Source organism: Leptospiraceae bacterium (genome assembly GCA_016708435.1).
Lineage (GTDB): Bacteria > Spirochaetota > Leptospiria > Leptospirales > Leptospiraceae > UBA2033.
This window is the reverse complement of sequence record JADJFV010000034.1, coordinates 269,188-284,167: the sequence shown is the minus strand read 5'-3', so window position 1 is coordinate 284,167 and position 14,980 is coordinate 269,188. Positions and strand designations below refer to the sequence as shown.

General features: G+C 35.3%; 13 protein-coding genes, 1 tRNA gene and 1 pseudogene. 5 read left to right on the top strand and 10 right to left on the bottom strand.

Features of this window, described 5'->3' with window-relative positions:
• Positions 1-2: 2 nt before the first annotated feature.
• Both IPH52_24090 and IPH52_24085 read right to left on the bottom strand, forming a co-directional pair.
• A tRNA-Leu gene (locus tag IPH52_24090) sits at positions 3-89 on the bottom strand.
• A 7-nt stretch (positions 90-96) separates the two neighbouring features.
• Entirely contained in the window at positions 97-501 is a 405-nt protein-coding gene (locus tag IPH52_24085; GenBank protein MBK7058073.1) for a PaaI family thioesterase, read from the bottom strand.
• A 2,369-nt stretch (positions 502-2,870) separates the two neighbouring features.
• Between IPH52_24085 and IPH52_24080 the strand changes: the two are divergent.
• Positions 2,871-3,314: pseudogene (locus IPH52_24080) on the top strand (hypothetical protein).
• Between the two features lie 3 nt (positions 3,315-3,317).
• Here the strand turns inward: IPH52_24080 and IPH52_24075 are convergent.
• Together IPH52_24075 and msrB are read right to left on the bottom strand one after the other, a co-directional pair.
• Positions 3,318-3,716, bottom strand: a complete 399-nt coding sequence (locus tag IPH52_24075; protein ID MBK7058072.1) for a hypothetical protein — start codon at positions 3,714-3,716, stop codon at positions 3,318-3,320.
• The gene (gene msrB, locus IPH52_24070) at positions 3,713-4,168 is read right to left on the bottom strand and encodes a peptide-methionine (R)-S-oxide reductase MsrB (protein MBK7058071.1); all 456 of its coding nucleotides are present in this window, start codon (positions 4,166-4,168) and stop codon (positions 3,713-3,715) included. Before msrB ends, IPH52_24075 begins: the two co-directional genes overlap by 4 nt.
• Before the next feature lie 140 nt (positions 4,169-4,308).
• Between msrB and IPH52_24065 the strand changes: the two genes are divergently transcribed.
• The 3 genes from IPH52_24065 to IPH52_24055 are packed head-to-tail and all read left to right on the top strand — an operon-like array spanning position 4,309 to position 10,278.
• Positions 4,309-5,481 carry a response regulator gene (locus tag IPH52_24065; GenBank protein ID MBK7058070.1) on the top strand — a complete coding sequence of 391 codons (1,173 nt, stop codon included), beginning with the start codon at positions 4,309-4,311 and terminating at the stop codon, positions 5,479-5,481.
• A gap of 54 nt (positions 5,482-5,535) precedes the next feature.
• Entirely contained in the window at positions 5,536-8,853 is a 3,318-nt protein-coding gene (locus IPH52_24060) for a hypothetical protein (protein ID MBK7058069.1), read from the top strand.
• 12 nt (positions 8,854-8,865) lie between these two features.
• Positions 8,866-10,278 carry a von Willebrand factor type A domain-containing protein gene (locus tag IPH52_24055; GenBank protein ID MBK7058068.1) on the top strand — a complete coding sequence of 471 codons (1,413 nt, stop codon included), beginning with the start codon at positions 8,866-8,868 and terminating at the stop codon, positions 10,276-10,278.
• Between the two features lie 9 nt (positions 10,279-10,287).
• Here the strand turns inward: IPH52_24055 and IPH52_24050 are convergent, their stop codons facing one another.
• Positions 10,288-11,775, bottom strand: coding sequence for a hypothetical protein (locus IPH52_24050; protein MBK7058067.1), 1,488 nt, complete (start codon positions 11,773-11,775; stop codon positions 10,288-10,290).
• A gap of 116 nt (positions 11,776-11,891) precedes the next feature.
• Positions 11,892-12,128 carry a hypothetical protein gene (locus IPH52_24045; GenBank protein MBK7058066.1) on the bottom strand — a complete coding sequence of 79 codons (237 nt, stop codon included), beginning with the start codon at positions 12,126-12,128 and terminating at the stop codon, positions 11,892-11,894.
• Positions 12,129-12,222: 94 nt separating this feature from the next.
• Between IPH52_24045 and IPH52_24040 the strand changes: the two genes are divergently transcribed.
• Positions 12,223-12,672 carry a nuclear transport factor 2 family protein gene (locus IPH52_24040; protein MBK7058065.1) on the top strand — a complete coding sequence of 150 codons (450 nt, stop codon included), beginning with the start codon at positions 12,223-12,225 and terminating at the stop codon, positions 12,670-12,672.
• Here the strand turns inward: IPH52_24040 and IPH52_24035 are convergent.
• From IPH52_24035 to IPH52_24020, 4 genes are read right to left on the bottom strand one after another with little or no spacing between them, the layout of a single operon-like run.
• On the bottom strand, positions 12,669-13,838 hold the full coding sequence (locus tag IPH52_24035) for a hypothetical protein (GenBank protein MBK7058064.1): 1,170 nt from the start codon (positions 13,836-13,838) through the stop codon (positions 12,669-12,671). The genes IPH52_24040 and IPH52_24035 overlap by 4 nt on opposite strands.
• A complete protein-coding gene (locus IPH52_24030) occupies positions 13,835-14,170 on the bottom strand; it encodes a TRL-like family protein (GenBank protein ID MBK7058063.1) in 336 nt (111 codons plus the stop codon). The genes IPH52_24035 and IPH52_24030 overlap by 4 nt, the downstream gene beginning before the upstream one ends.
• Complete coding sequence (locus IPH52_24025) at positions 14,170-14,481, bottom strand: TRL-like family protein (protein ID MBK7058062.1); 312 nt, start codon at positions 14,479-14,481, stop codon at positions 14,170-14,172. Before IPH52_24025 ends, IPH52_24030 begins: the two co-directional genes overlap by 1 nt.
• Entirely contained in the window at positions 14,478-14,909 is a 432-nt protein-coding gene (locus IPH52_24020; protein ID MBK7058061.1) for a hypothetical protein, read from the bottom strand. Before IPH52_24020 ends, IPH52_24025 begins: the two co-directional genes overlap by 4 nt.
• Between the last annotated feature and the right edge of the window lie 71 nt (positions 14,910-14,980).

Sequence of the window (14,980 nt, the reverse complement as noted above, 5' to 3'; positions counted from 1 at the left end):
AATGGTGCCGATGGTCGGAATCGAACCGACACGAGGTTGCCCTCGGTGGATTTTGAATCCACTGCGTCTACCAATTTCACCACATCGGCTTGTCTTTTAGTCGCCTGCTTCCATGTATTTTCCTTTTCCACGGGCAACAATTTTTCCAATTTCGTTTTCAATCTCGGCTCTATTCTCAATGACTTTTTTGTTTTTCTTTACAAACCAACCACGCAAGTGCAGAGGCTCATTGATAAAAGCTGGTTGAAGATATCGAACAGTCAATTCGCCAGTCATTGTTTCAAAATTCATGGCTTCATTGATCTTAATCATGATCTCATCTAAAATGGTAGCTATGATTCCCGGATGAATGGCATCGGGCGATCCTTGAAACTTAGCAGGACAGGTATAATCCCCGTAGGCTGTTTTAGTATCTTCATCAAATGTTATTCTAAGCTGTAATCCATCATTATTATCAGGACTTGAACCAAAACTTAAATTCTTCTTCGATACTAACTTCATTAAGACAAAGAGTACGTGCTAGAATCTTTTGTCAAGAAAATTTTAAAGCAATGAAGTCAATTTTGGGCTTTTTAGTTCTAGTCTAGGAAGGCAAATTTGTCGAAAATTGTAATAGACTTTATTTAAATAAGCCTTTTTATAAAAAATGAAGTTTTACTTTTTGGGTTAAATTCTAGGAGAATACAGAAAAATTAATGGCGCCGCTCAACACTTCTACTACCAATTTAACTCTGAGTTATGATGCCACTGAAATTTTAGGTGAGAACGATAAAAGTCTGTTTTTGCATAAGCGCCCTTTGCTAAATGCAGATACGATGGTAAAAAAAGGACATTTTAAAAGTGCCTTAGAAATCTACTATCGAGCTGTAAACAAGATTACAAATCTAGAAGTGCAAGCAAAAATCCAAAAGAATATTTCTGATATTCATAATTATTTAAAATCGAGTGATCCCAACTCTGAGAAGGCATTCTTACAAAAATACTCAGACAATAGAGAGAAGGAATTTTCGGAGTCTCTAAAAGAGCTGACAGAGAATCTTTCCGATTCACTTACCGAAAAGTTAAACATTTTAAAGCAAATAGAGACAGTCCCGGACAGAAATACCGGTATAGAAGACTTAGCAAACAAAGATCGGGATTCAGAGTTAAAACCTTTGGATTTAGGTTCACTAGATGCAAGAGGAAAGAAGCAAAATATTCAAGACGATTCGAAGACGGATAATACAAATATTCCTCAAGAAGAAGAAAACTCATCTATTAAAAAAGAATCGGATTTCAAGACCTCTGATATAAAAAATCAAAAAGCAGAAATATTTAACGAATCAGCTCAAATAAGTAACGAAACCAATATTCAAAATGCCACAATTGATTCAGACTCCCTGCAAATAGAAAACCAAAATCTTACAAGTCTAGTAAAATCAGAGTCCGAAATTAAAAAAGACGATTTTAATTCTAGCAGCAAAGAAGAGATATCTGAGTTACCCGCTAAAGAAAAAAAAGACGAAGCCCTTCCTTCTAAATCAAAGCAGTCAACCGAGACTAAAGTAGTTGAAGAAATTCGAGTAATAAAAGAATACACGGAAAAAATCAATTCGCTTCCTCCTGAAGTAGAACAGGATCTATCTCATATTGAAACGGGATGGTCTGAATTAGAAAAAGAGATTCCGAAACCGAAGGCAGATAAAGATTATGCGCCGCTCATGAAAAAGTATGAAGCGGGTAATATTGAAATACCAGAAGCTACCGAATTTATCACAGGCGAATTCGTTTCAAGAGAAGCAAGAGAGGAGACCAAGTTTTCCGGATCAAACAAATCAAGCAATGAATCTGATTTAAAAAAAGAGAATGCTGGTGATAGTGGAGACAAGGGGCTAGAGGAAAAGCAATCAGGAGGACATCCGGAAATACCTGATTCAAGTTCAGCGGATAACAGTAATGTACCGAATGTTCATGTCGAAGGAACTTCAGACACCAGTCAGCATCCATTCAACGTTCCTCCACTTCCTCCTCCAATGCCTTTAAACATAAATGATTGGTTGAGCAATTTATTTTTTTCTCAAGAATGGGAAAAATTTAAACCCCTCCCAATGAAGGAAAGACGTTCCGGGAAAGATAGAAGAGTAAATGAATTACTAGAATTGCCGAAAGGTGTTAAGAAAGATAGACGATCTGGAAAAGATAGAAGAAATCAAGATGAGAATCTGCTTCATGCAAGGGAAGCCTTCCTTAGAGACTGGCATAGAGATAATCAATCTTATCCTCATCTTTCTCAACCTTTAAAAAGTTATCCAATACCTTCTGACTTAGAGCAGCCAATCTCTGAGAGAGAATATTTTTCCGACAAAGAGTCAATAGACCCAAATCTAAGATCACTAGAATTTTTACCGAGAGATCCATCCTCCAATGAAAGACTCCCTAACTCGGATGAGCTAATTAAAGTAGAGTTGCCAGAGCCTGAAGAAATAGTTTTAAAACCTCAACTCGATCAAAATGAAGTTCTGAAAGAATCAGTTTCCGATGACATAGCAAACACACTTTCCAAGTATATACCGGCAAATGAAGAATTGGGATTATCGGAAAGCGATAAAGGTCTTGTTAAAATTGATCTTCCCGATCCTGTTTTATTGAAAGCTGAGTCTGCTGAATTACCACACAGAGAAGTTTCAGGCGAAATAGAAGTCTCCTCTAAAGATGGAACAGGAATCGTTGGAGAAGCGGCTAATAAGGAATCAGCGAAAGATGCTTCTGGTATGGGACCAATTCCTTATTCTCCTGGCGTATACGATATACCTGAAGAATTAAAGATAGAACTCCCTGATCCAGACGATTTCGTTAGAACAAAGTCCGGTCATTTAATCGATCCGTTTGCACCGGAAGAAACTCCTGAAATAAATATGATTGAAGGTGACGGACCTCTTCCTTCTGACGAAGAAGAGTCTCAGATTTCTGAAATTCCTGAACTACCACCTCCCCCACCTGAGCCCGAGCGGACAATTCATGGTATCCTCGAACTGAAGCCACCTGAAATTGATGATGCTCCTTTCTTAACATTGACTTATGATTTTAGTAAGATTCCACATCCATTTAAACTCTCTAAGAATTATAGCATTATGGAATATTCCTATTACAAATATAAACCAATGCTTATGAAGGCGCAAGAATTTGCCCGTCGTAAAATGCTAAAGAATGCATTAAATTATTATCGCGTAATTAAATCGCAAAATATTCCACCGGAATTAAAAAACATGATTAACCGCAACATCACAGACATCACAGAGTTCTTAGAGAAATTTATAATGAGTAAAGGCGGGTAAACGCTATCCTTCGGCTTTAATCTTAATTGTCTTTGGCGGTAAATACTTAGAGACCTTTTGAAAAGCGGAATCTGTTCCATATTCTAATTTGCCAATCCCCGGAACTGCTCCTAATACAATTGCTTCTTTTTGATATTCGGGATAATTTGAAATGAGCATAATCGGTGTTTGCTTCATTTTAGAATCTTTTTGCATTTCCACAACGAGTATATTTCCATCCGTATAATCAATATCGAGTTTACGATTGACCAAAACTAAATCATAAGATTTTTTACTAAGCTCGGACAATGCTTCCTCAGTAGAATCAATTCTAGTAATTTCACAGTCGAAATTTGTTTCAAAATAATGCTTTATTGAATTATGATCTGGATTGCATTGCCCTACGCTTAATACTTTTTTCATATTTTCTCCTTCTGAAATTTTAATGAAACTGAATTCATGCAATAACGCATACCTGTAGGCATTGGTCCATCCGTAAAAACATGTCCGAGATGCCCGTCACATTTAGCACAGTGCACCTCCGTTCTCGTCATAAAAAATTTCGTATCTGTAGTCGTTTCGACTGCGTCAGGTGTGATCGGCTCATAGAAACTAGGCCAGCCAGTGCCAGAATTAAATTTTACTTTCGAATCAAAGAGTGCATTTCCACAACCGGCACAAACATAGGTTCCATCATCGTGATGATCATTGTATTCTCCGGAAAATGCTCTCTCCGTTCCATGCTTACGCAAAACTTGGAAAGTTTGCGTTGTAAGCTCTGCCTTCCATTCATCTTCTGTTTTATTAATTTTTTCCATACAATTTAGACTAATTCTAAATTGTTTCCAGAATGGCAAGAAGGATATGTTTTTCATATCATATGGATAAAAAAATAAAAAGCAATTGACAAAACTTGAAAATGAGATTGTGCTATTACTGAAAAAACTAACCCCAAAAAAACAATTCATGACAAGAATAAGCAAAAAATACTGAATATAAAAACGAGGCAAAGAGTATGAAACCGGTGCAGGTCATGATAGTAGAAGATGAGGCAATTGTTAGCATTGATATTCGCGAGAATCTTATCAATTTTGGCTATCAGGTAGTTGGAATCTCCAGCTCTGGCGAAGACGCAATTAAAAACGCGCTAAAAAATCGACCAGAAATAATTCTGATGGATATTGAGTTAGAAGGAGAAATGAATGGAATCGAAACAGCAAGACAAATTAAAAGTCAGCTCGATATTCCGGTTATATATTTAACATCTTTTAGCGATGATACAATGCTTGCAAAAGCTTTAGAGACGGAACCTTCTGGATATTTATTAAAACCATTCTTTGCTAGAGAATTACATACAACTATTCAAACAGCGATTAACAAAAGTGCAATAGAAAAAGAGTTCAAACGAGATAGAAAAAATCACATCCCTAAAAATCTAGAGACTCTTCTTGGCGATTTAATTTTCAGTCAAAATACGGATAAAACAATTCCTTATTTTTTTCCTCTGGAAGAATTGGCAATTCCTTTAGGCTATACGAAAGACGAGGTTGCGCGTATGGCTAATTTAATTATACCGCTTCTCATTCACGGGGAAGATTTTATTCTTATCGAAAACTATTTTAGACAAATCATAACAAATCCCGGTCAAAAATCAGAAGTAGAATTAAGATTAAAGCATAAAAGCGGAATTTACCGCTGGTTTCAGTTGACCGGAATTTTTCATTCAATAGATCAAGAGCACGGAAAAGTCATTCACAGTGCGAAAGATATTACTTGGATTAAAAACTTAGAATATACCTCTCATATATCACGGGAAAAACTAACGGCTATCAGCAATAATCCTTATTTTGGAATCGCCATCCTTGATATGAATGCAAAAATATTAAATATGAATCCTACCATTGAAACACTTACAGGTTATTCAAAAGAGGATTTGAATTGGTTGCACTTTTCTGATTTCATTGGAGCAAAAGAACTTAAGTCTATTTGTGAAAATTTCGAAAAGCTAAAGCAGGGAAAATTAGAAACTTTTCAAGCTGAAGTTCTAATCAAACCACAGCTTGGTGGAACACTTTGGGGTTACATGGTATTTAACGCAATCTACAATCAAGAAAAAATAATAGACAGAGTAGTTTGCACGTTAGTAGATATATCCGAATCAAAACTTTTTAGAAAGCAATCCATTTAAAAATATTCGCTTTCGGAAATTTTGCTTTTCAAAAACATTGATTCCATGATAGCTATGAGATGGCTCTTTTTACTTATTATCCTCTTCAACACAGTTCCCATTTTTACGCAAGATTGGAAAGACTTAGAAGAAGGGGAAAAAAAAGAAGTATACGGAAGTGAGAAAAGTAAAAAGTATTCGATGAGTAATATCTTCGGAGAAATTGAAAAATGGGACAATCACTACGGAGTTAGAATTCTGTATTTGTATGATTATACTGATTATCCCAAGTATAACTCTACCCAATTTTTTCCTTTTTATTATCGAATCAATAGTAAAATAGACAATAGAGAAAAATTTAGACTTTTAAATTATACAAATAAGCAAGAAAAAGAACAGTCTGACAAATCCGTATTACCCTTAATCTATTGGGGTGGAAATACAAAAACCAATCACAACTACCATTCAGCATTTCCTTTTTATTCCTATTCTTCTACCCAGAATGAAGCTTTAGAAAATAAGAATTTAATCCTATTTCCGGCTACTTACTATTATTCTTATCAATCAATAGCCAGTGAATCATTTACAAGAGAAAATCATTTTTCTATTCTTCATGGAAGAACTCTAGAAAAATATAAATCGAGTAACAAAAATAAAGAGTCAAGTATTTGGTTTCCGATCCTTCCTCTAATACGTTATACGACATCAGAAGACTCTTATTATCATTATACGATACCTATATATGGATACTATCGCAAAGAAACTACACAGGAAGAACAACTCAAGTTTGCGTTTTCTTTTTTTCCAATATTTTATTCCCGAAGTTCTTACCCGATAGCAGACAAAAATCGCCACTATGATATAACCCATTGGACTTTGTTTCATTATAGAAGTGTAGAAGAAGACACAGGCGGTTTTAAAGAATACACTCATAAAAGCAAATGGGGATTTCCAGCAATTCCAATTCTATTCTATTCTTCCTTTGAACAGGGAGAAGGAAATTATAAGCGGATACTCACCTTATTCCACTGGGCAAGTTCAGAGAAAGGAGAGCTTGATTCTTTTTCCTTTCTTCCTTTTGTATTCTATAAAAAGAAAGATTATTTCAGAATACCGATACTATTTATAGATAAAGATTTAAGTGCTCCTTCTAGTTCTTATGGACGCTCTTTTATGCCACTCTTTTTATATTACAATAGATGGGATCCTTCGAGTCAAACCTTTGTTCTTGGTCCATGGGTATCTCTGACAAACGATGTAAAAAAGGAATCTACTAAAACTCTTTTCCCATTTTACTTTCAATCTAAATCAGAAAAGAAAGAGATTACACTCATCCTTCCTTTGTATGTAAATTACAACGATAAAGAAAGCGATTATAATTTCAACCTACTCTATTTCACAAGATCTAGCTCCGGTGTGGTTAATCCAAGTTTGTCTCTCGGTAAAAAAGAAAACAAATGGTATTTTGACACTGATTTTACTGTGCTTTATTATCTCGCGAGTTTCTCTTTTCGTCAAACAATAGAGAAGCCAAAGTTTCTAAGAAATGTTTTAGACAGAAATAAAAGTTTTGAAGAATTAGAGGAAGACAAAAAAAAAGAATTAGCCTTATCGAAAAATTCTAAAGTGAAGAATACAGATAATGAACCCAAGCTCACAAGAAAAAAATCTGTAACAAGAGATGATTCTCTTAACTTTAGCGGCTATAGCTTATTATTCGGAGTATTGTCTTATGAAGCAGCAGACACAAGAAGACATTTTCGTCTACTCCCACTTTCCTGGCTTAGTTGGGATAAAGAGTCTTCAGACAAAGTTTTAGTGGCTCCTCTTTTTTTATGGTATCAATCCGACTTACTCGAATACTTTGTATTCTTTCCATTTTATGGAAAACAAAAAGATGAGACTTCAGAAAAAAAAGCAGTTTTACTTAATGCCTATATACAAGAAACATACAAAGAAAATAACTGGAAAGAAACCTCGGTAGCCTGGCCTCTAGTAAATTGGTTTTCGTCTGACACAAAATCCGGTCATCGAGTATTGCCATTCTATATCCAACAAAATTATAAAACAAAAGATTCAGAGTCTAATTACAATTATACTCTATTTTCTTATTTTCAAAGAATAAAAACAAAGGATACTCTAAATTCAAATTTTCTATTCTGGCCTGCTCTCACATATTATGAAAGTTTTAACCGAAAGGATTTAAATACTGATGGTGGTGTTACTGAATATAATTCTTCAACACTATGGGTAACTCCTTTTTTCTATCGAGGCAAAGACACATCGTCATCTCATACAAATTTTCTATGGTTATTTGATTTAAAATATCGCGGAGAAAACTTAGATAGAATCATTGCATTTCCATTCTTTTATTTTTCAAATAGTTATTTTGGAATCTTTCCAATTAGTTTTACAAAAAAAGAAAGCAATTTCACGACATTTACTCTATTAAATTATCTGAGTATCTCTGAAAATAGATTCTATTATAATTTCTTATTCTTAGCAGAAGCAGAAAAGAATCCAAACTTTTTAGAGTTAAACTTATTCCTAAAAAGCATTCAATATTCAAATACAAAAGAAAGTTCTAACTTTCATGGACTCTGGGGATACGGATGGAATTTTTCTAAAAATGCCGGCAAATGGGAAGAAGCCTCTATTCTATGGTTTCTTGGTGGCGGCTATCGCAAAGATGGCTTAGGTTCCATTTATAATCTCTCCCTACTCTTCTTTCACAGTTCCAGTCCTGATTCCTACCAAAACTGGACACTAGGAAATTATCGTAGAGTTTCAAAAGAGGGAGTTAGAAATAACTTTCTATATCTTGCGGATTATGAGTATTTTGCGTCTGACAATACTTATACCTGGGATTTTTTATTCACAGGAATTCGCTATCATAACTTCAAAACAGAAAGTTATTTTCAAGGAGCTTACGGATATGCCTGGAATTTCAAAAAGGAAAATGATATCTGGAGAGATGCATCTTTTCTCTGGTTAGGATATTCCAATAAACAAGAAGAGACTATTTACAATTTTCTTCCTGTTATACGCAGCTATGATTATAAAGACGAACATTCAAGAATTTATGGTCCACTTCTTTTGTATACATCCGAAGAAGAAGGAAAGAATTTTCACTTAGGTCTTTTAGGATTAGGATATTGGTATAGAAAAGATGAAAGAAATAAAGAAGAAGATACTTATATTTTACTTGGAACTCTTTATCGAGAATACACAGAAAAGGAGCGAGGCTTTCGTGCTCGTGGTAGTCTATGGGGTTGGCTATGGGATTATCAAAAAGAAGAAGAGACATCCTTCGAAAAATATTCTGTCTTAAAATTATTTTCTTATACCAAAGAAGCCGATGGAACTAAAAAGATACTCGGTATCTCTTTTTAAAAAGGTGCAGAAATGAATCAAAGTAAATTTTACAGACTAATAGCCATTATACTTTTTTTAGGTTCCTGTTCCGGTGCAAACACTCGCAAAAGCTCTTTTTATAAGGACAATGCTCCTGCGTATGAAGCACTTTCAGGAAATGAATTTGTAGCTACTAAAAAAATGAGTAACTCTTTTTTTCCATTGGAGGCATCTACCACTTCGTATGCAAATTTCAAAGAATCCGTGGAAAACGGCTATTATCCTTCAAACATATACACCGAGGAATTACTCAATTCATTCACGTATAATTTTGAAAAGCCTAAAGATAAAAAAAATATTGGCTTACATTTAGAAACTGCAATTTCTCCCTGGGATAGTAAAAGAAAGTTAATTCAAATCGGAATTAGTTCAATCAAAGAAGAAAGAGAAGAAAAACTAGATACTCCTTCCAAGAATATAATTTTTGCGATAGATACTTCTGGCTCGATGCAAGGAACGGGCAGAATGGAGCTTGCAAAGAATTCAATGAAGGCATTTATTCAAGGATTAAATTCCAGGGATACTGTGGCTACTCTTCAGTATACGAATGATGCAAAAATTATTCTACCTCCAACGAGCATGAATGCCAAGAATAGAATCCTGGAATCCATATCCAATTTACGAGTCGATGGTGGCACGAATGCGTGGACCGGAATACTTCTTGCGTATAAACTGGCGAAAGATATGAAATTAAACAAAGATCAAACAAAGATCGTTATCATTACAGATGGTGACTTTGGTGGAGTAAATAACGATGAGTTTATGGCACTAGTCGAAAAAGAAAACAGAGTCGGAATCAATCTTTCTATATTAGGTTTTTCGACTAGTTCAGTAGATTTAATGGATACGTTAGTTGCTAGAAAGAAAGGAGAAGCATACTATATCAATTCATTTGAAGATGCAAAGAAAAGTCTTTCCAGCCAATCCTGGTTAATCGGAAATAGCCTCGCAAAAGAGATGAGCATAAACGTAAAATTTAATACCGAACAAGTAGAGTCTTTTAGATTAATTGGCTTTGAAAAATACAATCGAAGCAAAACAAAAACCAACTATGAAGCAGGCGGAGACTATTCTTACATTGCATTGTACGAAGTTTTTACCTACCCGCAAATCAAACAAAATGAATTAATCTCAGTCCGCCTCACTTACAAAACTGAGAAAGGACAAACAGAGGAAATCAAAGAAACACTTCTCGACAAAGAGAATTCTATCTGGAACTCTTCCGACAACTTTCGCTTTGCCGCAGGAGTTGCAGGGCTTAGTATGATTTTAAATAATTCCAAAGAGAAGGGAAAAGTCGATTTTAATATGGTAATTCACTTGATTCAAACAGCTACTACTTACGACCCTGATGGAACAAGGCGAGAATTTTTAAATCTAGTAAATAGACTCAAACATTTATAAGAAAAGATTTTATTGAAACTGAACTGCGAACCAAGAAATGATCGCAGAATTAGATTCTGCACTCGCTCTCTGAAATTGAATCGTTGTAGAATTATTAAAAACAGAAGAAAACGTTCCAGAATCTTGTGTGAGATCTGTACCTGATCCAAGTTCAATTTGATTGGAGAATACTATCATAGTCTTACCAGTATTAACCGCATTTAGATTTGTTGTAGCAGAGGAAGATACGGAGGATACTGTGGTATTACCGCTTTGCACGGTAGTCCCATCGATCATTTCAATTGCATACCAGGATATATCTACAGTATCATCCGTCCCATTGCGAGCAAAACTAATCTGTGTCGAAGAATTATAATAGCCTTGCACATAATGATCATGCTCTACTCCATTTACACCTGCCCCTGCAGCAGAATTCAAAATGATAAAAGAATTACTTAAATTAAGACTGCTTAGAGTAGCAGATACGCTTGTGGAATTATTTTGAATCGTTGCAATTCCAGATTGAACTCGAGCTCCATCTAATTGTATCACCTGCCATTCAAAATCAGTGATGATTCCAGCTTCATTGCGTAAGACTTCGATTGTTGAATTCGTAAGAAACCGATACCGTAATGTTCTCCTTTCGTCAATACTCGAACTAGAATTTGCTGTTCGACTGTATGCGATGATAAAGCTACGATTGAGATCAATAGACTGAGAAAGAGTAATAGTTTGTATAGATTCAGTGGCTAATAGGGAATTGCTTCCTCTTTGCACTAATGCACCAGTCGAGAATTCTATCACATACCAGTTCACCACTGTTCCACTTCCAGAATTTCCTGATTGAATGTTTATAGTTGTCCCGTTTGCTGCTATTTGACAAGTAGTCGCTCTATTGGCAGCAGAATTATTCATTCGAAAATTACAATATGCATAGGATTTAGCCGGATCGACAGACGGTGTAAGTGTTACAGCAAGTGGATTCGTTCCACCAATCGTAACAGTTCCTGATTGCAAAGAATTAGTTAGCCGCGAACCACTATTATCCGTTATATTTGCAATGACTGTTCCAATTGTGACAATATCGGTTCCATTGGTCGTAGTATGAAGAATAGAAGATTTATGATTTCCTTCCGTAGTATTATCGTATATGCCAGTCACGTAAACTGTTTGAGGTATATTCCAATTTGCCGTCGTGAAGGAAATTGAAATTGGACTAGTCGTTAAATCATTTACACTGATTTGAGTATTGTCAAAACTAACAGAAATGGTAACTGAATTTGTAGGGGCAGAATTTAAAACGATTGTATATGAATCTCTAGTAACTCCCTCAAAGACATCTGTTGATCCACCCGACTCTACAATAGTTGCCCCGACAAAAGAAGTGGAGATTGCTACCGTTGTAGGAACCGGTGAATTGGAACTTGGCAGCGGCAAAGAGAAATTTAACTTAGGATTCCTATTAAAATTACAGTGAGCAACAAAAAGAAATAAACCAATGAACAGAATATTTCTCATTATTAGTTTCAATGAATTACGCGTTGTATTCATATTTTTCTGTCACAAAATAATATCAGACAAAAATAATAATGCAAGCAATAAAAATAGGAATCCATCTAAGCAAAAATGAAAATTTATCCCTTTCTGCTTTCTCCGTCCGTCCATAGTTTTAGAAAAAATTCAGCTTCTACTTCTTTACATAGTTCTGGCTTATATAGTTTTTTAACAGGAGGCTTTGGGTAAATATGCAATTCATTTACATCGGGAATAAATGTGAGCATACGAATAATCTTATCATCACCTTCAATTTCATACATTGTATAAGACATTCCTTTCATAGGAATGATTTGGGAAGTTTCTAGGTATTTCATAATCAGAGTATTTTTCGTTTGACCAATTTGTAAACCAATTTAACGATAAAGAACAAAACATGTTAAATGCATAAATAACAGGTAAAACGGAAACATGAAAAGAATAATTCATTACTCAGCTATACTTCTATTTTTATTATTAGTTTCTCAAGTTCAGATACAAGCAGAGGATTTAACTGAAAAGAAAAATATCGAAGAAGCAATTGATCGTTATTTTTCTACTTGGTCTAATATGGATATGGAAGGCTATGAATCTTGCTTTCATCCAAATGCAATCATTCATTTTGAAAGAAGTGGTGATGTAAGAGAAGAAAAATTATCCGCATTCATCGAAGGTCAAAAGAATGCACATGCGTATTCAACAGAAAGAATGAAAGAGATTCCACTGTCTAAAAAAATCCAATTCGATAAAGGAACAGCGCAAGTGACTGTGCGGTGGAAATTAACATCGAATAGCCGCGAGCAATATGGATATGATTATTTTACCCTTATCAAGTATAAAAAGAAGTGGAAGGTTATTTACCTAATATTTAACAATGACTAGAAATTTGTGCTGAATTCCACTTCATAGCGAATGCCTCTTTCTGGAACCTTCGCATAATTATTAGTATCCACTTTTGATTTAAAATTGAGTCCTAATGGTTTTTGAAGTCCTTCATTGGAATAGTCTCTTGGCTGGACCTTTGACCATTCAACACCGGTAAAATAGGCATGCACTATCTGGATCAAATACAAACCAACTGCTGCATGTAGAAGATTTTGAGACAATTCTTTCTGTGCATCGATAGCACTCATAGATGTATTATAGTTTGCATAACTACTCAGGACAAGGGTATTAGAATAGGTGGAAGATACTCCAAGGCTAGAATATTGAATACTCTTAACAACTACTCCATTGTATAAAGCATCACTTGCTGAATTTTCCGCTGACTTGGCTATGTAACTAAAAAGAAATCCAAAACCTATGAGAAGTGGCACTGTAGTCGAATACGTATTACCCGTGTATTCCTCTCGCGCATAACGGTGTCCCCATCCAGGAAATAAAGCCGATCTCCAAACTAAATCCCAGGGAGTTCGTTTGCGTTTAAAATAATCTACTTGCGTTTCATCCATTGCAAGAAATCTTTCTAAATGACGTATTTGGATTTCTATGCTGGCCATTCTCTTATCTAGAATCCTTTTATAGTCATCATCGCCTTCATTGGCTCTTTGCATTCTTTCGCGCTCTTTTTTTAAATAATCCAGTTCTTCTTTTAAAACCTGAATTTCAGAAGATGTAGATTGCAATCTCCGCTTATCCGCATCCTCGAATTTTTGCATTACCTTATCAGTGACTTCTTTATCTACTGTCGTTCTCTCTAATCTATCTATATTCTTTTCATTATTGTTTACATGTGTCTTGTCAGAAGACTTTGTTGGCTTATCGAGAGTATTCGCTTTTGTATCTTTAGCAACAATTTTAGTAGGATTTTTTCTTGGAACAGGTTTTTTCTTAACAGCCTTCGTCTCTACATAAATCATAGAAACAATATCTTCTTTCTTAATTTGTTGCCTTTCTCCAGAAGCTGTGATAATCGTAACTAGATTATTTTCCTGACCTTGAACCGTTCCCGTAATGGTCTTTCCATTTTTTAATACGATTCGATCTGCTAATAAAAACATTGGCAAAAAAAATACGCTGCATATAAACATTAAAAATATTTTTTTCATTCGATATCTCCCCATACAATAATACAATTAGAATAAAACAAAGGACCTAGAATATTAAACGAAGAATAATCTACTACACCTATCTTCGTTATACCGCCCTCTCGAGCTACACTCGCTGCGCTCGCTACTTTCCCATGATAAAAAAAGGCAAATACTATAGAATTATACGTGCACGACTTCTCCATCTTCATTATACGACCACTTCCCAACTGACTCGTCGTTCTATCCTTATACACATGCTCCGCTGTGTTGTTAAATATAATACCGGGCGAAATCGTCGTTATGCACGAACTCATACTCATTAGGATTAATAATAAAATTATCTTTCGCATCAGTAGGTCGCTCCTGTTATGATCGTGCAGTTGCGAACAAACAACACATGCAAGATCGATATGGTTGAATGATCTATTGTCGCTATTCGTCTGATTCCTACATTGCTTGCTATTTGACCCGCACTTGAATCCCCAACTGAAAATAATCCAAGTAACGTAAACTGACAGCCCTTCGCCTCTGCTAGTATCGGGATCGACGAATCAGGATTAACCTCTCCTGCATATTCATAATTACTAAATACTAATCCGCCCACAGGACCAGAGGCACAATTAAATAATAATAAAAGTAAAATCATCTGGAGTCTCTTCATCTAGACTCTCCTACTACTATCGTGCAATGTCTATGATAAAACCCACCCAGTATCGCTAACACTTCTTCTTCTATCATACCGATATGATTGATGGCTCCATCTACTTTCGCATCATAGATGCGAGAACTCCCAAAGGCTACTAAATATAAAAATGAATGAGAGCACGCTCTGCCACTCTTCTCTAATTTTGCCTGACCAGAATACGATACACTCGATCCAAAATGATAGAACACTCCGCCTTTTAATAATACTCCACCCTCTGAATAGGATTCTATCGGATGAGTATTCGGAGACATCGGTATAGGCCACGATCGTAAATTCACACCGGTGCAAGAACTCAGAAACACAATTACACCAATTAGGACGGACAGAGCTTTATAATTTTCAGACCCTGTCTTAATAATTTCTTTGGTCTTATAATTTGACATGTTCCTACACATTCCCGAAAAAGAAATATCTAGTAAAGATTTTTTTATCTTTCAAGGAAAGCTCATATCTC